The organism is Nocardia sp. NPDC051911, from assembly GCF_040681035.1.
Taxonomy (GTDB): Bacteria; Actinomycetota; Actinomycetes; order Mycobacteriales; family Mycobacteriaceae; genus Nocardia; species Nocardia sichangensis.
This window is the reverse complement of record NZ_JBFAXY010000008.1, coordinates 1-20,950: the sequence shown is the minus strand read 5'-3', so window position 1 is coordinate 20,950 and position 20,950 is coordinate 1. Positions and strand designations below refer to the sequence as shown.

Below are 20,950 nucleotides of genomic sequence, written 5' to 3'. Positions count from 1 at the left end.
GCCGTGAGACGCCACCGGGTCCGCTCGCGCTCGTGGCGAGCGGGCCCGGGTCGGCTGGCAGTGTCTCAGCGGGCGGTATCCGGCGCCAGCAGTCGCATGACCGCGCCGAAGTCGTCGACGGAGTCGAGCGTGAACACCGACTCCACCACCTCGTCCATCCGCGACTCCGAGAGCACGCCCTGGGCGTTGACCCGGAATTTGGCGATCAGTTCGTCATCGGTCATCCGGGTGGTCGGGTCCGGGGACGGGCTGCCCTTGGGGAAGCGGCGCTCGGCGGTGAACGTCGTGCCGCGCGCGTCGACCTCGACCTTGGTCGGCCGTGCCGAGGGATGCGCCGACAACTCGGCGAAGTAGTCCGGATGCGGGGCGAAGGTGACCTTGTCCATCAACCCGAGCACGGACTCGCTGAACACGAGTTCGGGTGCGTGCCAGGCTTTTCCCGGCACGACATGGTGCGCGCCGACGGCCAGGCCGTGGGCGATGTCGAACTGCGCGTCGTGCGGCTTCTCCACGATCCGGCTCTGCCACAGCGGGTGCATGACCGCCGCCTCCCCCCAGCAGCGGATCGCGTCGATCTCCTCCGGCTTCAGATCGTTGGTATCGATGATCTCGGTGAGCGCGTGCAGCGGGGCGTGCAGGATGCGGCAGTGCGGGTAGGGCTTGTAGGACTGCTCGGCCAGGAAGCGCCATTCGGTGCCGAGGCCGTCGGTGATGTTGTCCGGTTCCCAGCGGCGGGTGCCGATGAAGCGGCGGAAGCCGACCTCGGCGTCGTCGAGAATCCGCAGGTCACCGCGATGGCCGAGGCCGGCCATGTGCACCGCGGTGAGCGAGGCCTGGGTCAGGGTGCCCGCGAGCAGATACTTGATGGTGGCGCTCGGGGCGTGCTCGATCCACGGACGCATGGAGTTCACCGGCGCGATCGCCGCCGCGATGCCCAGGGTGTTGGCGAGGGTCTCGGTGGACTGCCCGGCCAGCTTGCCCGCCGCGGCCGCGCCGCCGAAAACGGTGACGCTGTAGCCGATCACGGGGGACAGGTCCATCGAATCGTTCTGCACATCGCGCAAGTAATCCATCGCCTTGTAGAAGCGATAGGACATCTCGTGCGACAGCGCGACCGCTGCCAGCACCTCGCGGCCCGAGCTGGCGCGGCTCTCGCCCATGGCCATCGTGGTGGGCAACACGTAAGGGGAGACGTGCCCCGGTGGCAGGACGGCGTCGAAGTCGAGGGCGTTGATCAGCTCACCGTTGGCGAAGGAGGCGCCGAAGATCGAGACGCGGTCGGCGGTGCCGATGATGGTGGCGTCGCCCGCGGTGCCGCCGGTGAGCCTGCCGTACTCGATGCCGATGCGGCCCTTGGGTTCGTCGACCGCGCCCAGCGCGCAGCCCATCGCGTCCAGCAGCAGCCGCTTGGACTCCTGGACCGCCTCGGGCGGCAGGGTGTCGTAGTCGGCGCCGGTGGTGAAGCGGGCCAGCTGCTCGGCAATCGTTTCGGGCATGGGGGATTCCTCTCGCACTCACGGGCCACCGGCCGCGAACAGGGCCGGGAGGTTTTCGCATTATATATTATCGATGACAAGGTCGGACGCCTCGCGCACTCGGGCCGTCATGGCAGGGATGTCGCGCGCAGCCAGCGAGCCACCGCCTCGGCCCGGTTGGCGACACCGAGTTTGCGCAGGATATGGGTGATGTGGGTCTTGACCGTCGCCTCGGTGATGGACAGATCGCGGGCGATCTGCCGGTTGGCCCGGCCCGCGGCGAGCAGGTCCATCACCTCGGCTTCCCGATCGGAGAGTGCGGGCAGCCGGGTGGTGGCGGAGTTCGGGGGTGTATGGGCGCGGGTGAGCCGGTCCAGTCCCGAGCGTACGGCGGTGAGACCGTCGAGTAAGGCCGCCCCGGCCAAGGCGTGACCCAGCCCTTCGGCGAACACCGCCAGCATGGCCCGCGCGGTGGCGTCCACTTCGCGTCGCTGGAAGTAGTAGTCGCCGTGCACGAGCCCGGTCACGCTGTCTCCGACCACGATCGGGGCGACGCCGTAGGAGCTGCACCGGGTGAACTCCACCAGCGGCCGCACGACTCGTGGATTGTGCTGGACATCGAAGACGAGCCCGGGCTCGGCCTTGCTGACGATGTCCGTCTCGACCAAGTGTCCGTCCAGCGTGGGGCGGGATTCGCGTCCTGCGGCGAGTATCTCGTCGGCCCAGTGCGGATCGCGAGCCACGAACATGGTGTGCAGATGCCAGGTCGTGCCTTCGGTCGTCGAGACCAGGGCGCGGTCGAAGCCCATGGTGCCCACCGCCTCCGCCGCGCGCGCCAGGAGTTCGTCGGTGCCGCGAGCGCCACGCAGCGCCGCCACGGCTCTCGCGGCCAACCGCAGGTGGTGGGCGCTGTCGGCGCCGCGCAACGCGGCGAGCTCGGCCTCGGCCTCGCGGATGCGTGTCAGCAGGGCGGCCGCGGGGGCGATGTCGGTGCCGGGGGGTGCCTCGGTCACGAGGGCGAGGGTGTCGTCCCAGAGCCGGGCGAGCAGGTGACGGGCCGCTTCGGGGGAAGGGGCGTCGGGGGCGTCGATGGGCCGGTCCAGCAACTCGGCGGCGGCGGCCGTCAGCGCGGCCAGGCGCGCGGCGAGATCCGCCCCGCCCGCCCGGTCGCGGCTCGCAGTCGTCATCTCGATCACCGCGCAGCTCCCGTTCCTCTACTCCGCTGATACAGAATATTCAATATTCGCTACCTGTGTTGTGAATCGCTCCAATTGGCCCACCTGCTCGGCCGGGGCCTCATGCCCAGGTCGGAGTGGGTACTCCGTTCGGTCTACTTCCGGCCCCGCCTCTTGTGATTCACCACACTGCATATTTTATATTGCCTCGACCGATCGACGGAGCGACGCAGTCTGCTGCTGCCCGTCCCGACTGGAGGAGAGAAGCTGGCATGCGGGGAGTTGTGTTCAACGGGGATCGCAACCTCGAGATCGCCGAATTCGCGGACCCCACACCCGGCCCCGACGACGCGGTGGTGCAGATGAAGGCCTCGGGGATGTGTGGCAGCGATCTGCGGTTCTACCGGGCGCCCGCCGGGCAGGCGTTGGCCGCCTTCGGCCTCTCCGGCGACGACGGCGGCATCATCGGCGGACACGAGCCGTGCGGCGTGGTGGTGGCACTGGGGGTGAACGTCGATCCCCGCACCGTGCGGCTCGGCGACCGGGTCATGATCCATCACTACGACGGCTGCGGCGCCTGCGACAACTGCCGGTCCGGCTGGACCCAGATGTGCAGGCGTGGCGCGGTCATCTTCGGCGCCACCGCCCACGGCGGCCACGCCGACTTTCTGAGGGTGCCCGTCCGCACCCTGGTCCCGCTGCCCGACGAACTGAGTTTCATTGCGGGCGCGGCGATTTCGTGCGGTACCGGCACCGCCTTCGGCGCGCTGCGACGGCTGCGCGTCGACGCCTGCGACACCCTGGCGGTGTTCGGTCTCGGACCGGTCGGCCTGTCGGCGGTGCAGCTGGGTGCCGCGATGGGCGCGCGGGTGATCGCCGTCGACGTGCAGGCCGACCGGGTCGCCCGGGCCCGTGAGTTCGGCGCCGCCCACGCCATCGATTCGAGCGCGGACGACCCGGTGGCGGTCATCCGGGAGCTGACCGCCGGGCTCGGCGTGAGCGCCGCCCTCGACTGCTCCGGCGCCGCCGTCGCCCGCGCCGCGGCGGCTCGCGCGGCGGGACAGTGGGGGCGGGTCGCCTTCGTCGGTGAGGGCGGGGAGGTGACCGTCGAGGTCAGCCCGGACATCATCCGCAAACAGCTCACCGTCCTCGGCTCCTACACCTTCTCGCTCACCGGCCAGGCCGACTGTGCCCGGTTCGTCGCCGATCACGGCATCGACCTCGATCGCCTGTTCACCGACCGCTGGACGCTCGGCGACGCCGTGCGCGCCTATGCGGATTTCGACCAGCAGGCGGCGGGCAAAGCCGTCATCGAGTTCTGAGGACCGAGACCATGACGACAACCACCGACCGGGCTGTCGCGGCGCCGCGCCCGGGGCTGCGTGCCCGGCTCGGCCGCTCCGAACAGGCCTACTTCGTCCTCGGCATCACCGTGCTGCTGTGCGCGGCGGGCGCGGCGACCACCCCGGGGTTCCTCACCGCGGGCAACTTCGCCAGCCTGCTGCGGCTGTCGGCGGCCTTCGGCATCCTCGCCGTCGGCGCGGCGATCGTCATCCTGGGCAAGGGCATCGATCTGTCCATCGCCGGTGTGGCACTGGGCTGCGCGCAGGCCACCCTCGCCTTGATATCCGGCGGCATGCCCGAACCGCAGGCCATCGCGATCGCGGCGGTGATCGCGCTCGTCACCGGCCTGATCAACGGCGTGCTGGTCGCCTATGTGGAAGTGCCGGCGCTGTTCGTCACGCTGGCCACCGGGCTCCTGGTGATCGGCGGGGTCGACGTCTTCCTGCTCGACAGCAACTTCTACGCGCTGCCCGCCGGTTCCCGCATCGCCGAACTGAGCAACGGCGCGGTGTTCGGCGTCCCGCGCCCCGTCGTCCTTGCGGCGCTGGTGTTCCTCGCGGCCTGGCTGTTCGTCACCTATACCTCGGCCGGACGGCTCATCCGGGCCATGGGTGACAATTTCGCCACCGCCCGCGCCACCGGCGCCCCGGTGCGGCCGCTGCAAGTCGGCACCTACATGATCTCCGCGCTGCTGGCACTGCTGGCGGGGTACCTGACGGTCTCCATCCAGGGCAGCGTGCAGACCACCGTCACCTCGTTCGACCCGCTGTTGTTCACCGCGCTCACCGCGACCGTCATCGGCGGCATCTCCCTGGCGGGCGGCCGCGGCTCGATCCTCGGCGTGCTCGCGGGTTCGGTGTTCATCGCCGTGCTCGACAACCTGCTCGTCCTGCACGGACTCACCACCGCGGTCCAGGACCTCATCCGTGGCGGTGTGCTCATCGTGGCCGTCGCCCTGGACGCCTGGCTACACCCCCGCGACGAGGAAACCGCCAAGAGCGGCGAACTCTAGCCATTCCCGAATCACCTCTCTCTCAGGAGTCTTCGACGATGAAGAACAAGATGCTCGCCCTCGCTCTCGCCTCGGCCTCGGCGATCGCCCTTGCCGGCTGTTCCACCGGTGCCCGATCGGCGAACAGTCCCGCCGCGGGCGGCGCGGGCCAGACCTTCGGCGAGACCGTTCAGCTCTTCGACGCGAGCACCAAGGTGCACGAGTCCATGCGGGGCAAGAAGGTCGCCTTCGTGCCCATCCTCTACAAGGGTTACAACCTGACGATGAACTGGGGCGCCTCCATGGAGCGCGCCTTCGGCAACCTCGGCGCCGAATTCCAGGTCTACGACCCCAATTTCGACACCGACAAGATGACCCGCATCATCAGCGACATCATCGACCGCAAGGCCGCCGACGTGCTGATCCTGCACAACCCCGACGTCGGCGTCCTCACCAAGCAGATCGCCGACGCCCAGAAGGCGGGCATCTACACGGTCGTGGTCAACATGATCTCGAGCCGGCTCGGCGACGCCTACATCGGCGTGGACAACATCGCCGCCGCCGAGGACATCACCAGCCGGGCGGTCTCGGACTGCGAGAAGCGCGGCGCTCCCAAACGACTGGCGATCATCGACGGTCCCGGCAACGACGCCGCCTCGCTGCTGTGGTCCAAAGGCGTGCACAACATCGCCGACCCGGCCGGGTTCGAGGTGGTGACCACCGCGCACAGCCAGTGGCAGAACTCCCTCGCCCAGCAGGCCGCCGAATCGATCATCCAGCAGCAGAAGACGAATGTCTGCGGCTTTCTGGTCACCTACGACCTGAACTCCATCGCGGTAGGTGACGCGGTGCAGAGCGCGGTCGCGCGCGGGGTGATCCCGGCCGACTCGCTCGGGGTCTACACCATGGCCGCCGACACCCTGTGGTGTGACGCGCTGCGCCAGGGCAAGGTGACCGCCTCGGCCTCCTACGACGTCCAGGGTGTCGGCACCGCGGCGGTGGTGGCCGCCCAGCAGCTGGTACAGACCGGCGCGCCCGCGGGCAGCACGCACACCGTGGCCTTCGTTCCGCACACGGTGGTGGATCGCGGGAACGTCGACGCCACCACCATCGCCTGCTACAAGGGGCAGTGATGGCACGCGGCATCGACGCGTTCGGGCAGACCGGCGGCTCCTGGCGCGACCGCTTCGCACCTGCTCGCACGCTGTCGGACCTGTTCGAGAAGCGCTGGATGGAAGGCGCGGTGCCGCTGGGCCTCGCCGTGGGACTGAGCGTGCTGGTCGTGCTGAGCACACCGGTCGGCCTCGCGGACGCGCCGACCATCATGGACGAAATCTCCGAGAAGGGCTTGCTCGCGATCGGCCTGACCGTCGTGCTGGTCGCGGGCGGCATCGACCTGTCGGTCGGATCGATCGTCGGATTCACCGCGATCGGGGCCATGGTGGCCGCGCGGGCATGGGAGTGGCCGATGGTTGTCGTGGCTCCCGCCGCCGTCGTGTGCGGCGCGCTGCTGGGCGCGGTCAACGGATACTTCATCGCCTACCGGAAGATGCGACCCTTCATCACCACCCTGGTCACCCTGGTGGCCTTCGGTGGCGCGGCCGCGGCGCTGCAAAGCGCCTACAGCTTCCAGCTGAGCATGCCGAGACCCGATATCGTCTGGGACTTCCTGGGCGAGGGCTCGATCGCGCTGATTCCCACGGCCTGGGTCTTCTTCGGGTGCGTGCTGCTGGCGGCGCACGTCGGCCTCACCCGGTCGCGGTGGGGCTGGTGGGTGGCCGCGGTCGGCAGCGACCGGCGATCGGCGCGCCGCAACGGCATCCCGGTCGACCGGGTCACCTTCTTCGGCTACGTGCTGTCCGGCGCGCTTGCCGGGCTGGCCGCCCTGCTCACCTCGGCCCGGGTCGGGCGCACCGATCCCGATGTCGGACAAGGGTGGGAGCTGATGGCGCTGACCGCCGTCGTACTCGGCGGGGTAAGCCTCGCGGGCGGTCGCGGTTCGGTGCTGCGGGCGACGGTCGGCATCGTGGTCGTGCAGATCATCCAGCAGGCCACGGTCGTCATGCACCTCGAAGGTTCTTGGTACACCGTGGTTCTCGCGCTGGCGCTGCTGGTCTTCGCGGTCCTCGATCAGCAGTGGGGCAAGTACCGGCAGCGCACCGCCGAGAAGCTGAAGATCGACCCGGGCCGGATCGCCCTCGGCGAACTCGTCGACGTGACCGTGCCCGGCACCGTCTGGACGATCAACGACAAGATGACCGACGCCACCCCGATCGGTCTCGGCCGGATCGAGGGCGCCGAGGACTGCGCCGTCGGACCCGAGGGCGAAATCTACTGCGGTGACCGCCGCGGCTGGGTCTGGCGTTTCCATGCCGACGCCCCCGACGAGGGCGAGATCTTCGCCCGCACCGGCGGTTTCCCGCTCGGTCATGCCTGGGACCGGGACGGGCGGCTGCTGGTCGCGGTCGGCGGTATGGGCGTCTACCGATTGGACGCGGACGGGGAAGCCGAACCGGTCGCCACCAAGGTGCCACGCAGCCGGTTCTCCCTGATCGACGACTCCGGGTTGCGCGCGGTCGACGACCTCGACGTCGCCCCGGACGGCTCGATCTACGTCTCGGACTTCTCCACTCGCACCAATGCCGCCGAATACCTGGTGGAACTGGTCGAATCGCGACCCAACGGCCGCGTGGTGCGGATCGACCCCGACGGCAGCGCCGAGGTCGTGGTGTCCAACAGCGTGTTCCCCAACGGCGTCTGCACCGCGCACGACGGGCAGTCGATCCTCATCGCCTCCACCGGCTTGTGCCGGGTGGACCGGCTGTGGATCGCAGGCCCGAAACAGGGACAGCTGGAACCGGTCCTGGAGAACCTGCCGGGCAATCCCGACAACCTCAACCGGTCCTCCGACGGCAACTACTGGCTGCCCTTCGTCTCGCTGCGCACGCCGATGTCGGACCTGCTCAACCGCTACCCGGCGGTGCGCAGGAGGATGACCAAGGAAGTGCCTCTCGACAGCTGGGTGGTGCCGCAGCTCAATGTCTCGTGCGTGATGAAGTTCAGTGACCGGGGCGAGATCCTGCAAGTGCTCTGGGATTCCACGCTGGCGGCGCACCCGATGGTGACTTCGGTGAAGGAACGCGCCGGGCAGCTCTATCTGTGCGGTGTCAGCAACAACCGCATCGGCCGGCTCACCCTGGACCCGGGCGAGGTCGGCTCCATCGATCCGGCGCAGGTCCCCGGCCTGATCGTGCCCGGCCGCCCGATGGCGGAGGCGGACCGATGAATCGTGCTTTGACCACCCTGAAGGAATGGATCAATCCCGGCTGGGCCCGGCACCGCAGCGTGCCCCCTTTCGAGGCCGGATTGCGTCCGAACCGGCGGCTCGACGATGCCGAGCTGCTGTTGCCCGCGGGGGATCACGCACCCGACGACGTGCTCGTGCGCCCCGGTGGGCAAATCGTCTTCTCCAGTGGGAACACGGTTTTCACCCTCGACGGCGGTACGGCCGCGCCGCACGCCGTCGTCGGTGGTCGCGCGGGCAGCCTCCTCGACACCGGTGACGATCTGATCGTCGCGGTCGACGGCGTCGGCCTGGTCCGGATCGACCGCCGCGGCGGCACCCACGACCTGTGCACCGACCCGCTGGTGGCCACCGGTGTCACCGATCTGACCCGGCTGCCCGACGGCGCGCTGCTGGCGACGATCGGCTCGGTGGAACCCGCGCACCGGGACTGGGCGCAGGCCCTGGTCGCAGGCGACCGATCCGGCCGGATCGTGCGCGTGGATCTCGCGCACGCCGAAATCGCCGCCGACGGTCTCGCTCACCCCAGCGGCATCGAGATCGTCTCGGACACGGAGGTTCTGATCTCCTTGGGCTTCGAGCACCGCATCGAACGGAGGCGCATCGACGCCCTGAACCGGCCCGGCGCACCGGTCGGCAGCAGGTTGCCGGTCTACCCCGGGCGCATTCGCGCCGCGGGCGACGGCTGGTGGGTCGCGGCGCCCTATGCCCGCAACCGTTTCACCGAACTGCTGCTCGACGAACCCGAGCTGCTCGCCGAGATGCGGGCGACCATCCGCCCCGACGAATGGTTCGTGCCACGCCTGCGCTGTGCCAACCCCTACACCGACACGCTGCAACTGGGGCAGCTGCGCGTCCTGGGGGTGGTGAAACCCTGGGCGCCGGCCCGATCCTACGGCCTGGCCTTCCGTCTCGACGCCCGCGGCCGGATCACCGAGAGCCTGCACTCGCGTGCCGACGGTGACCGCCACGGCATCACCGGTGTCGCGGGGGGACCGCACGGAATCATTCTGGCGGCCAACGGCTTCGGCAACGTCCTGTGCGCCGGGCCGCGGAACGAGAGGAGTCTGCCGTGACCGGGAAGACCATCGAGCCGGTAATCCGGCTGGCCGGTGTCAGCAAGCACTACAGCGGCACCTACGCCTTGCGCGACGTCGACTTCGACGTGCGTCCCGGCGAGATCCACGCGCTGCTCGGCGAGAACGGCGCGGGCAAGTCCACCCTCGTGAAGGTGATCTCGGGCGCGATCGGCCACGACGCGGGCACCCTCACCGTCGGCGGCCGGGAACGCCGCTTCGCCACACCCAAGGAGTCCGCCCAGGCCGGCGTTGCCATGGTCTACCAGGAGGGCTCCCTGGTGGAGTCCATGACGGTGGCGCAGAACCTGTTCCTCGGTGACGAGAAGCCGTTCAACAACCTCTCCCAGCTCAATGTGGTGGCGCGCGAGCTACTGGAATCCCACAACTTCCACATCCGGCCGGAGATGACCGCGGGCGCGCTGGGGATCGCGCAGAAGCAGATGGTCGAGATCGCCCGCGCGGTGCACCGCAACGCCACCCTGGTCATCCTCGATGAGCCGACGGCCTCGGTCACCCCCGAGGAACGGCTCCAACTGTTCCTCTCGATGCGCAGGCTCAAGCGCCGCGGCATCGGCGTCGTCTTCATCACCCACATGCTCGACGAAGCCTTCGAGGAAGCCGATCGCATCACCGTCCTGCGCGACGGACAGGTCCAGGGCACCCTGGACAAACCCGCTTTCGACCGCACCGAGGTGGTGCGGATGATGGTGGGGCGCAGCGTCGAATACCAGCGCGTGCCGCCAGGGCGCGAACCCGGCCCGGCGCCGGTGCTCGAAGTCGACGACCTCACCCTGCTGCCCGCCGTCCGCAACATGTCCTTCTCCGCGCATCCGGGTGAGATCGTCGGCATCTACGGTCTCGTCGGCGCGGGACGCAGCGAGACGGCGATGATCGTCGGCGGGGTGGCCAAACGGCGGCGGCTGCGCGGCGGGACCGTCCGGCTGGCCGGGCGCCCGGTGCGGTTCCGCACCCCGCGCCACGCCCGCCGCGCCGGGATCGTCTACGTCACCGAGGACCGCAAGGCCTCCGGCTTCTTCGGGCACTTCTCCATCGCCGACAACATCTATTTCGGCCACCTGTGCAGCGCGGCGCGCCTGCCGCTGCTGGTGCGGCCGGGGGAGCGCAAGTCGGTGGCGCGCAGATTCGTCGAACGATTCCACGTGCGCACGCTGCAACCGGAGCGGGCGAAGCTCGAGGAACTCAGCGGAGGCAACCAGCAGAAGGTGGTACTGGCCAAGAGCCTGACCCGTACCCCGCTGGTGGCCATCATCGACGAACCCACCCGCGGCGTCGACCTCGGCACCATCACCGAGATCCACGCCATGATCCGCGCGCTGGCCGACGACGGCGTCGCGGTGGTGGTCATCTCCTCCTACCTGCCCGAGATCCGGGCGCTGTCCGACCGCATCCTGGTCGCCAAACAGGGCAGCATCGTCGCCGAGTTCGACCCCGACGAGGCCGACGACGCCAGGCTGATGTTCGCCGCGGTGCACTGACCGGCCTGTTCGCCGCCGTGCCCGCCCGTGCGGCGGCGAACGGGGGAAGGATCCTTCCCAGGAAGAGGCTCGTCCTGTCGGTACCGGTCACCGGGTCGCAGAGTGGAGTCATCGAGACGACACGAGCGAGCAGAGGACAGCACATGGAGGACATCGAGTTCCGCAACGCCACCGTCACCCTGGCGGGCACCCTGTATCTGCCCGCGGAGTTCTCCGAGGACGGCACCTACCCGGCCATCGTCGCCGTGCACCCTGGCGGCGGTGTCAAAGAGCAGACGGCGGGACTGTACGCGGAGGAACTCGCGGCCCAGGGCTTCGTCACCCTGGCCTTCGATGCCTCGCACCAGGGCGAGAGCGGCGGGCTGCCCCGGCACCTGGAGGACCCGTCGGCCCGCGTGGCCGACATTCGTGCCGCCGTCGACTACTTGTCCACCCTGCACTACGTGGACGCGGACCGGATCGGCGCGTTCGGTGTGTGCGCGGGCGGCGGGTACGCGATCAACGCGACCATGACCGACCGCCGGATCAAGGCTGTCGGCGCCGTCAGCCCGGTCGACATCGGCGCGACCTTCCGCAACGGCTGGGACGGCTGCGCGCCGGTCGAGACCCAGATCGCCACCCTGGACGCGGTGGCCGCGCAGCGGGCCGCCGAGGCCACCGGTGGGAAGGTCGCCGAGATCAACTACGTCCCCGAGACCGTGGACGAGACCACTCCCGCCGACCTGGTCGAGGCGCACGACTACTACCGCACGCCACGCTGTCAGCACCCCAACTCCGACAACCGGATGCTGTTCACCGCCAGCGTGCCCCGCATCTTCGCCTTCGACGCCTTCGACCGCGCCGAGGAACTCCTCGACCGGCCGGTCCTGCTGGTCGCGGGCACCGCGGCGGGGTCGCTGTGGCAGGCCGAGAACCTGCACAAGCGACTGCCGGAGACCACCGCGCTGGTCCTCGTCGATGGCGCCGGCCACGTGGGTCTCTACGACAAGCCCGAATACGTCGACCAGGCGGTCGCCGCGCTGACACCGTTCTTCACCGAAAAGCTCTGACCGCAGCCGCGATTCGCGGGCCCGGCATCGCTGACGCGGTGCCGGGCCCGCGGCCTTGTCCGGGGCGGCAGCACCGCTGGTCTGCCGACGGCCCGGCGGTCGCCGTTCGGAGCACGAGATGCCGGTCGAAACGCAGGGAGGCCGGCGTGTCCACGACTGTGGTCAGCAACGTCGTGGTGATCACCCAGGAGGGCGAGTCGGGTCCGGCGTGCAGGGTCCCCGGCAGCCGCGCAGGCTGCGGGCCGGCGGTGGTCGGCACAGCAGCGGGTCCGAGGCCCGGTAGCTCCACAGAGTAGTAGGTCAGGTGCGGTCGGAGACCGGGTCTGACCTGCTTTCTGCCTTCTTACCTGCGTTTACCGCCCGTTTTGCTCCGGGCGGGACGGCCGCTTCGCCGTACGTGATCATGCCTGTTGGGCGTCGGGGTTGCTCTGCGCCTACGCGACGGTTCCTGGGTCGAGTTTGTCCCTGGCTGTCTCTTGGCATCGGCGCGACGATCGAGTGCGCACGAGTTGTACGCGTGGCGCCGACAAGACGAGGAGCTTTCGAGATGGAATCTGTGCGTTTCAAGAACAAGGACATCGATGTGGCCGCTGATCTGCGGTTCCCGCCGGGGTTCGACTCGTCGAAGAAGTATCCGGCGATCGTATGTGGTCATCCGATCAGCAGTTGCAAGGAACAGACCGCGGGCAGCATCTACGGTGAACGCCTCGCCGAGATGGGGTACGTGACCTTGGCATTCGACGCGTCGTATCAGGGTGAGAGCGGTGGTGAACCCCGCTACCTGGAGGACCCGGCCGCTCGCGTCGAGGATTTCCGGTGTGCGGTGGACTATCTCGTCACGCTCGACTACGTCGATGAGGAGCGGATCGGTGCGCTCGGTGTCTGCGGGGGTGGGGTCTACGCGGCCAACGCGACGATGACCGAGCACCGGATCAAGGCGCTGGGTACCGTGGTGGCCGCGCGGATACCCCTGGATAGAGTGGGGCCTTTTGATGACCCCACGTATTTCCCCCCGTATTTCCCCACATATAACCCCACGTATCGACCACGGCCCGAAACCAACACCCCACCCTCGCGGCAACAAGACCGCTAACACAGTTGCCGAGCAGGGCTCACCAACCACACCGAACGGCCTCGCCACAGCGCCCGGAACAGCCCCGACCCATGTCGGCATGCTGCATCCGGATCACCTCCGAACCACACCCATCACCTATCCAGAACACATCCGAACCACATCCAACCGTACATAACCGCAGGCCAACGGGCTACAGAAGCCAACAAGGCGCGGCCGGTGGAACCGAGCGAACACTCGGGGACCGCGCCGGCGATGACACCCAGGCGTGGATATGCCTTCTCACCAGCCGTTTATACAAATATATTCGTCCGACATCGCTGGTATCAAAGCTTCATTCCGAGCCATGTTGCGAAACTAGAAACGCTATTTTTCTGGCGTCGCTGAGCTGCCGCGATTCACGTACGCTTGGGAAGCGTGACCGAGCCGGACTGGATCGTGCCTGATACGGCTGTCGCGCGGTGAAATTCGCGATAGACGTCATGGAGTCTCAAGAACGGCCGTGAAGCCACGGCGGTCGCCGAATTGGCGTCTGCCGCAGCGGCGGCACAATGTCCTGCAGTCGTGGCAGTATCTCCGTATCATACTCACTGATCCACGACTCTTGGACTGCGTTTGTCTTCATCGGTTGCGTTTCATTTTCCTCATGACAGTAATGATCCTCGTCGTAACGGTGACAGCTGAGGAACTCACCGCCACGCCCGTCCGGCGGATGGACCGACTTCCAGCGCTTGCCAATTCGGAAACACGTTACTGCTGTGAAGAACAGCGAACTTGGCCAGAGGGCCGCCATCAGCGATGAAGTCAACAGCGTGACCTCGATCGCAGGTGCGTGGTTTCGGTACAAATGCTCGTGACGTGAAGCTCCCTACCGTGAGTATAAGGAACCCGTTCGGTAACAGCGAATTTCACTCCCACAACCGCGAGCACGGCAATGTTGGATGGTCTTCGGTCACGTTGTCATCGACTGTGACAACGACCTCCGGCGATCCGTGGGCCAACTCATCAGCGACATTCTGAGCCTGTTCGGCCGACCCCTGATAGTCCAACCTCAGCGCACCGGATTCGATCCGGATGTGTCGTGGCCTACGCATGTCCACCACTCCCGTTCCGTTATGGCCAAATTGCCTGGTAACGAGAGTGAATCCGAATACGGGACCGATCCATATCGTGACCCGTTGGTCGGTATACATTCGGTGTATATCGCACCGATGCCGGGAGATCTAGGCTCGGTGCGTTCAGGGGCTCAATGCATCAAACAACCAGTTCAACCACTACGAGAGGAGACAACCAAACGATGACTGACACAACGACCGCACTCGCCCGAGAAGCAAAGCCGCAGCGGCACAAGGTGACTGGTGACGTTCACCTGCTGCTGCGCCGAGGGACTGAAGTGCTGTTCGGCCAGCGCCAGAACACAGGCTTCGAGGACGAAGCCTGGCACCTGCCGAGCGGTCATCTCGAAGCCGACGAATCGGTGGTCGACGCCCTGATCCGCGAGGCCAGGGAAGAAATCGGCGTGACCATCGCGCCGGAGGAGGTGCACTTCAGCCACATCATGCACAACTCGTCCTCAGGCGGGCGCATAGCGCTATTCTTCACCGTGGACACATGGCAGGGGGAGCCAACCAACCTGGAACCTGAAAAGTGCAGCGCACTCGAATGGTTCGCGACAGATGCACTGCCCGAGCACATGGTCCCCTACTGCCGCACAGCGATGGAGCGCATCGCGGCTGGCGACTCCTTCTCGGTCTACGGCTGGTAGATCACTGTGCCTCCGTCTGGCCCGGTGGTGTGCGTCAGCTACCTGGCGCAGGCGGAACTATGGACCGTGCCCGTATTCCCCCTTGCCAACCGCGGAGCGGAAATCCGCACCATCGAATGGTCGGTAGCGGCTGACGGGCCGATGACAGCGGCGGTGCTCGCATCTCTGGGAGCACCGACCCTGCTGATTGCCAACGACACTGGCGACGATGAGCACGGCCGCGGCGTTGCCCGCTGGCTGGAACAACGCGAGGTTCAGCGTGCCTTCGCGATCAGGCCGGATGTCGTCACTCCGCGAATCGTCGTGAGTGGCGATGACCAGCACACCCGCACCTGGTTCGCCCATTTGCCGGGCGTTGTCGCCAGTTTGGAGCGTGCCGACCTGTCGCCGCTGGCGGAGGCGGCATTCGTTTACCTGGATTGCTACGAGCTGATCGAATCAGCCGCACTTCGCGTTATCGAGGTCGCCCGTGCCGCCGAGGTGCCCTTGTTGCTCAATCTCGGTGACTCCATGCTTTCGCCTGAGGTGGCAGCTGCCGTACGCGGGCACTCGGGCCTGCTCGTGCAAACGAATGTCGATGACACTGCTCACGCCGATGCGCCAGCTCTGGCCCGATCCATCTTGGACCAGACTCGTGCAGCCTGGGTGATCGTGACCGCTGGTGCTCATGGTGCCGTCGGGCTCAGTCGGTCTGAGCTGGTCTCGGTGCCAGCGTTTCCGGTGGAGATTCGACATACGCACTGCGCGGGTGCTGCCTTCTCTGGTGGCCTGCTTCATGGCCTCTGGGCTGGCTGGTCAATGGGGCAAAGTATGTTGTTCGGATCGGCCAGTGGAGCACTCCGGTGTGCACGCCACCAAGGTGCCTCACTGCCGACCTTGGCCGAACTGCGGGCATTAATCGCCAGTCGCCAACAGCTAGAACAACCCCCACTCATCCATCCAGCCAGTTACTTCCGCGAATCGCGTACGGCTCATCTGCTTCTTCTTGGCCTCCGCTTCGGACTCATCCTTGGCGCCGTACTGCCACCATGCCTCGTTCGTCTGCCGATCCATGACCAGGAACCGATCCTTTACGGCTGGCCCGCGTATCACGAGCGACACCGTGAACGGCTCCGCGACGACTGCATGCATCATCGAGTGGTGCAGCGCGTAGCTGGTGCCGACCGCCTCCTCTCGAACGTGCAGCACTGGCAGCTTGTTCGGCTCCACCTGTTCGTCCAGCTCGGCGTTGCCGAACAAGTAGTGCCGGTAGTGCCCGCGCAGAATCTTGCTGGCGTAGGACCAGCGGTGATTGTGCGGGCGGTCGAAGTAGCCTGGCAGGAATACATGCAGTCGTACCCGTACTCCCGGATCGTCCTCGCTGGCCAGCACGATTTTGTCCAGGATGTCGTAGTGCTCGCACAGGTCGAGCAACTCGGGCCGGTTGGGTAGCTCCTCGAGCCGTGCACGCACAATTCGCGGTTCGGCCGTAAGTTCGTTCAATGCCTCACGACAGTTCAGCTCGACATCGTCGATGTCGCCCCAGTCGATCCAGCGCAGATTTTCGGCGATCCGATCCATATCGTCCATTGGGTTCACTCCTCGGGCTTGGCGCTGGACTTCCACAGGCGGCAGACGGGCACGATGTCGTCGTAGGTCGTGCACGAGGACTGGCCCATCACCACCTCTTCGGCCGGACACCCGCCCATGCAGGCACCGGCTTTGCACCCGCCGCATGAGCTTTCGGCGAGGACACTGGTGAACAGCTCGAACTCGTTGGCACTGTGGTTGAGCTGCACTTGCCCGTCGACCATCTGGGCGAAGTGCAACTCGGTGTCGAACAGGTAGGAGCAGACGTAGCAGCGGCCGTCTGGGAAGATCGAAATCCGGTCCAGTGTTCGGCCGATGCACCCCTGATAGCCCTCGGCGGCGTAGCGCTCCATCTGATCGCGCCGGGCATACGTCGGCTGATACCACACCCTTGTCTTGTACTGGGGTGCAACATCATTGAGCGCGTCGCAAAAACTCACCCATTCCGGCGGTGTCATGGCCATCTCCGGATTGCCGTGCCCTGTGCCGATGGTCGAGAAGACGTGAAACTTCACCAGGCTCACACCCAGGACATCCGCAATGTCGAGGAGTTGGAACACATCTCGTTCGTTGGCCTTGTTGACCGTGCAGATGATGCGAGTGTCGAATCCGCGTTCGGCCAGCTCCCGCGTGGTTTCCATGGCTTCATCGAACGTGCCGGCACCACGCACGGCATCGTGGGTCTCGCGGCTGCCACCGTCGAGGCTCACCTGTACGTAGGCGAAGTTCTCCGGCCCGAGCTGCCGGAAGCGCCGAAGTGCCGGTTTCTGAGCGTTCGTCGTGGTGATGACGTGCTCGTAGCCGAGATGTTTGCTCAGTCGGATCACCTCGCAGTAGTAGGGGTGGAGCGTCGGCTCCCCACCGAGGATTGTCAATTTGCTCCCGCCCAGCCGACGCCACGTGGTGAGCGTGTCCACGATCTTGGGCAGCGGCATCTTCAGCGCCCGGTCTAGCCGTTCGCCCATGTAGCAGTGCTCGCAGCGAAGTTGGCACGCCTCGGTGATGTAGAGGTAGACGTTGCGGAAGCGGCCGTAGGCCACACGGTCGATCCGGTCCGGCTGAGGAACGGTGGCACCGCGCGGCATGCGGGCGTGGCCGTACCCATCACTGCTCGGTTTGAGGCTGGGCATGGGCAATGGAACAGTATTCATCGTGTGGAACTCCGTGAAATAAGGAGCGAGGCAAGCAGATTTGCCGCCCCGTCGATGGTGTTGGTGGTGTCGAGCTGAGTGACGGCAATGCCGGAGTCGGTGAAGCCCCCTCGGATACCGGCAGCCGTCTGGTGGTAGCGCTGCAACCTGGCCTTGAACAGCCGCGGCGAGTCGCCGCGCCGTGGATGCAACAAGCCACCGCAGTGGGCGCACTGCCAGGGGTCATCCCGGCTGGGTATGGCTGGAAGTCTGGGATCGCGGATGGGATCACGCTCGCACTGGTGGCACACCTTTCGGTTCTTTGCCCGCTGCTTGAGCGTCTTGGCGTCGGTGACGATTTCGATCGCCTCGATATGACCGGGTGGTGTCAACGCCCAGAGGCTGGTGAGCAGTTGGTCGACCTGGCTCGCAGAACCGGGGAAGTTGTCCAGCAGCACGGTATGCACGTCCGGATCGGCGCGAGCGGCATCGAAATATGAGCGCAGCGCTTCCCCAACGGTGAACTCGTCGATCCAGCCCAGCCGTTCGCTACTGGTCGCGGTGGCAGCCAGTACGTCTGTCGGCACGTGCTCGCGCAGTCGGAAGATCCGCCGCCCTGGTGCCGATCCGAGGCGCAGTGTGAGAGTGGTTTTGCCTGCGGCCGGTGGACCGAAGATGGGTACGACAAGGGACAGGGCCACGGCCTACTCCTTTCTTTTGAGGGCCTGAATGTGTCTGGTCCCCAAGCGTCGGATTTCGGCCAAAAACCCACCACGACCACGACGAATACGCGATATACATGGAACGCATACTGATCACGGAAACCAGTGGTAGCGTTCTCCGGCCAGGGCAAACGGGGGATAAGGCAACCCTCGCGGACGATCCGGAGCGGTTCACATGACCGAAACGCCGCACAACCAGCGCTACTGCGCGCGCTGCGGCAACCGCTTGAGCCGCTACAACGCCGAATCTGTGTGTGGCGCTTGCGAAGTCATGGCACGGGGGCAGCGGCACCGCCCGCCTACGCTTCCGCTGGACTTCTGGCAGACCGACCAAATGCGCGATGCGCTCGCCACCTGGCACATGGGCCGGGTCTTCTTCGCTTACCGCAACCACCCGTATCACGGACAACAGCTGCCGCAGGAACTTATGGGCAGTTGGCTCGGTATGACACAGGTGCAGATCAGTCGAATCGAAAAAGGTTCAGCGCCAGAGCAACTGTCCAAACTGACGCGGTGGGCGCAGATACTCCGAATTCCGCCCGAGTTGCTGTGGTTCAAGCTGCCCGACGAGGTGGGCGCGGCAGCCGTATCCATCGAACCTACAAGCACGACAGGTAATAACGCGCTGGCGCTTGCGCGCTGGTTGGCTGGCGATGGCACTGGCACCCCACCGATCAGTCACAGTGACGACCTGGAGCGGGTGAGCTTGGCGCTGGAAGACGCTCGCCGGTACTTCGACGGCTCGGTCCTGAAGTTCTTCCATGCTCAGCTTGCGCGTTGCAAAGCCGATGACGGTTCCCTCGGTCCAGCCGAAGCGTTGCCACTCACACTCGCCGTGCTCGGCGCAATCCGACGGCACAGCAAGGATGTTCACTCGGACGTGCGTCGGCAACTGCTGGCGGTTGGATCAGATGGCGCGGAATTCGCAGGGTGGCTGTATCGCGACCTCCATGACCCGGTAACGGCGACCTTCCTGTACGACCGCGCGATGGAGTGGGCGCAGGCCGCGGGCAGCCTGCCCATGCAGGGATACGTCCTGCTCAAGAAATCCCAGATGGCCTATGACTCGCGCGACGCTGGGACACTTCTCGGATTGGCGCAAGCCGCCAAAGAGGGACCGTGGCAGCTTCCGATCCGGGTACAGGCGGAAGTCGTGCAGCAGGAAGCCTTGGGGCTCGCCATGATCGGCGAACCAGCCACTGCCGTGGAGCAAAGCCTTGATCAGGCTCAGCACCTCCTCACCGAGGCCAGCGGTGCCGACGACCAAGGGTTGGTGAGCTACTTCAACGAGAGCACGCTTCTGGTTCGCTCAGCCTGCTGCTACACCGAGGCGGGCAAGCCGCAGCGGGCCACTGAACTGTTCGGTCACGTGCTCGCCGACGGGGGACTGTCCCGGCGCGATGCTGGTTTCTTCAGTGCTCGACAGGCAAAAGCACTCGCACTCAGCGGCGAACCAGACGAGGCCGCCACGGTGGCAACCAAATCGGTCGAGGTGGCGCGCGAGACCCGTTCGGAGCGAACGATGAATGTCGTTGTGGATGTAATGCGGACGCTCGACCCTTGGAACCACCGGCCGAGTGTGCGGCAGCTCCGTGAAGCCTTGATGCCGTCGCGCTAAGTCGTGAGCCAGTCCGCCACGATGCGGATCACTTCGGCCTGGAACTCCTGGCTTTTCGGGTTGCGGTACTGCGGATCGTCATGGACGGCGAATCCATGCTGTGATCGCTCGATTTCAACCAGCTCAACGGGTGCGGTGAATTGGGCGACGGCAGTACGGGAACCGTCGATTGGGACCAAGGTGTCTGCGTTGCCATGGACGATCAGAGTCGATGCCTTGATCTCGCCGAGGACTTCGTTCGGCTTCAGCCAGAACACCTCATTGAGCAGCGGCCGACCATGCCGCAGTGTCGGCGTGAACTGGATCGCTCCGGTTTTGTCGAGTTCTTCGGCCTTCTCGTCGCTGATGACATCGTTCGTCCAGTAGTCGCGAGTGTCGATGGTGCGCTTCTTGTAGTCGAACTGCGGATTCAGCAAGACCAACCGAGACAGATCCTGTGGGCGTTTGGCAGCGTAATAGCCACAAATGCCACCCCCAAAGCTAGCACCGAGCAGCGACACGTCACTGGCACCCGTGGCAGCCTGAACAGCAGCGAGGCTGACACGGATGTCGTTGAGGATGGCGGAAAGTGTCAGTTCCTCTTGGCGGCCCTCGCTGTCGCCGTGGCCGCGAAGATCAAACCGCAGCGACGCCATACCAGCATCGGCAAGGCCGGTCGCGAGACGGGTGAAGAAGCCGCCCTCCTCGCGGGTGACGCCGCCACCGTGCACCAGCACGACGGCGTGCGTCGTGGGTTGACCGGGAGTGACGAGGGTGGCTGCCAGGTGCAGGCCGTCAAGTGTACGGATGCGGGTGATGGTGCTTGTCGGAACCACGGAGCCAGTCAACCAGAGCAGACACACCGCTGCCAGACGATGAGAGTACGCCGCAGCCCATCGGCGACGGCGGTGGATCGGTGTCGGGGATTGCCGCGTGGTTCTCTGTCGCGCGCCCAATGATTGGCCGGTCCGACAACGTCGGGCGTCTCCTGATGCACCGGTCCCGCTGGCCGACCGCCCACCCAGATGAGACTACGACCGGCCGCGCGCACACCAGCAGCGGCCCAGCTGGGCCGAATTCGGCTAGTTGTGATGTCCAGGGAGGTTGTCCGGCCTACTCACTGTGGTGAGTCCGGCTGACAGGTGAAGGCCTCCGGCTGTGAAGTGGAGCTGTCTAGGAACC

General features: G+C 66.4%; 16 protein-coding genes and 1 pseudogene. 11 read left to right on the top strand and 6 right to left on the bottom strand.

Annotation, left to right across the window (positions count from 1 at the left end; all coding sequences use genetic code 11):
• Window positions 1–65: 65 nt before the first annotated feature.
• Entirely contained in the window at window positions 66–1,496 is a 1,431-nt protein-coding gene (locus AB0L97_RS11925) for an MmgE/PrpD family protein (RefSeq protein WP_364428038.1), read from the bottom strand.
• Between the two features lie 107 nt (window positions 1,497–1,603).
• Window positions 1,604–2,662, bottom strand: coding sequence for a response regulator transcription factor (locus tag AB0L97_RS11920; RefSeq protein ID WP_364428035.1), 1,059 nt, complete (start codon window positions 2,660–2,662; stop codon window positions 1,604–1,606).
• Between the two features lie 260 nt (window positions 2,663–2,922).
• Here AB0L97_RS11920 and AB0L97_RS11915 point away from each other — a divergent pair, with 260 nt between their 5' ends.
• The 10 genes and pseudogenes from AB0L97_RS11915 to AB0L97_RS11870 all read left to right on the top strand — a co-directional run.
• Entirely contained in the window at window positions 2,923–3,972 is a 1,050-nt protein-coding gene (locus AB0L97_RS11915; RefSeq protein ID WP_364428032.1) for a zinc-binding dehydrogenase, read from the top strand.
• An 11-nt stretch (window positions 3,973–3,983) separates the two neighbouring features.
• Window positions 3,984–5,006 carry an ABC transporter permease gene (locus tag AB0L97_RS11910; protein WP_364428029.1) on the top strand — a complete coding sequence of 341 codons (1,023 nt, stop codon included), beginning with the start codon at window positions 3,984–3,986 and terminating at the stop codon, window positions 5,004–5,006.
• Between the two features lie 38 nt (window positions 5,007–5,044).
• The gene (locus AB0L97_RS11905; RefSeq protein ID WP_067810311.1) at window positions 5,045–6,118 is read left to right on the top strand and encodes a substrate-binding domain-containing protein; all 1,074 of its coding nucleotides are present in this window, start codon (window positions 5,045–5,047) and stop codon (window positions 6,116–6,118) included.
• Window positions 6,118–8,271 carry an SMP-30/gluconolactonase/LRE family protein gene (locus AB0L97_RS11900; RefSeq protein ID WP_364428025.1) on the top strand — a complete coding sequence of 718 codons (2,154 nt, stop codon included), beginning with the start codon at window positions 6,118–6,120 and terminating at the stop codon, window positions 8,269–8,271. Before AB0L97_RS11905 ends, AB0L97_RS11900 begins: the two co-directional genes overlap by 1 nt.
• Window positions 8,268–9,365: a hypothetical protein gene (locus AB0L97_RS11895; protein WP_364428022.1), complete on the top strand. Its 1,098-nt coding sequence runs from the start codon at window positions 8,268–8,270 to the stop codon at window positions 9,363–9,365. Before AB0L97_RS11900 ends, AB0L97_RS11895 begins: the two co-directional genes overlap by 4 nt.
• Window positions 9,362–10,864, top strand: a complete 1,503-nt coding sequence (locus AB0L97_RS11890) for a sugar ABC transporter ATP-binding protein (protein WP_364428019.1) — start codon at window positions 9,362–9,364, stop codon at window positions 10,862–10,864. The genes AB0L97_RS11895 and AB0L97_RS11890 overlap by 4 nt, the downstream gene beginning before the upstream one ends.
• A 143-nt stretch (window positions 10,865–11,007) precedes the next feature.
• Window positions 11,008–11,913 (top strand): alpha/beta hydrolase, encoded by a 906-nt coding sequence (locus AB0L97_RS11885; protein WP_364428016.1) that lies wholly within the window; start codon window positions 11,008–11,010, stop codon window positions 11,911–11,913.
• Between the two features lie 547 nt (window positions 11,914–12,460).
• Window positions 12,461–13,006, top strand: coding sequence for an alpha/beta hydrolase (locus AB0L97_RS11880; protein ID WP_364428013.1), 546 nt, complete (start codon window positions 12,461–12,463; stop codon window positions 13,004–13,006).
• Between the two features lie 1,276 nt (window positions 13,007–14,282).
• Window positions 14,283–14,750, top strand: a complete 468-nt coding sequence (locus AB0L97_RS11875; protein ID WP_364428010.1) for an NUDIX domain-containing protein — start codon at window positions 14,283–14,285, stop codon at window positions 14,748–14,750.
• Window positions 14,751–14,891: 141 nt separating this feature from the next.
• Window positions 14,892–15,560, top strand: a pseudogene (locus tag AB0L97_RS11870) (carbohydrate kinase family protein); the annotation flags it as partial.
• A 105-nt stretch (window positions 15,561–15,665) separates the two neighbouring features.
• On the opposite strand, the gene AB0L97_RS11865 reads toward AB0L97_RS11870, so the two are convergent.
• The 3 genes from AB0L97_RS11865 to AB0L97_RS11855 are packed head-to-tail and all read right to left on the bottom strand — an operon-like array spanning window position 15,666 to window position 18,150.
• Window positions 15,666–16,319, bottom strand: a complete 654-nt coding sequence (locus tag AB0L97_RS11865) for a hypothetical protein (RefSeq protein ID WP_364428007.1) — start codon at window positions 16,317–16,319, stop codon at window positions 15,666–15,668.
• Window positions 16,320–16,324: 5 nt separating this feature from the next.
• Window positions 16,325–17,449: a radical SAM protein gene (locus tag AB0L97_RS11860; protein WP_364428004.1), complete on the bottom strand. Its 1,125-nt coding sequence runs from the start codon at window positions 17,447–17,449 to the stop codon at window positions 16,325–16,327.
• Between the two features lie 17 nt (window positions 17,450–17,466).
• Complete coding sequence (locus tag AB0L97_RS11855) at window positions 17,467–18,150, bottom strand: hypothetical protein (protein ID WP_364428001.1); 684 nt, start codon at window positions 18,148–18,150, stop codon at window positions 17,467–17,469.
• Between the two features lie 196 nt (window positions 18,151–18,346).
• On the opposite strand from AB0L97_RS11855, the gene AB0L97_RS11850 reads away from it, so the two are divergent.
• Window positions 18,347–19,789 (top strand): XRE family transcriptional regulator, encoded by a 1,443-nt coding sequence (locus AB0L97_RS11850; RefSeq protein WP_364427998.1) that lies wholly within the window; start codon window positions 18,347–18,349, stop codon window positions 19,787–19,789.
• Here AB0L97_RS11850 and AB0L97_RS11845 read toward each other — a convergent pair.
• Entirely contained in the window at window positions 19,786–20,604 is an 819-nt protein-coding gene (locus AB0L97_RS11845; RefSeq protein WP_364427995.1) for an alpha/beta fold hydrolase, read from the bottom strand. The two genes, AB0L97_RS11850 and AB0L97_RS11845, sit on opposite strands and share 4 nt — an antisense overlap.
• Window positions 20,605–20,950 lie beyond the last annotated feature (346 nt).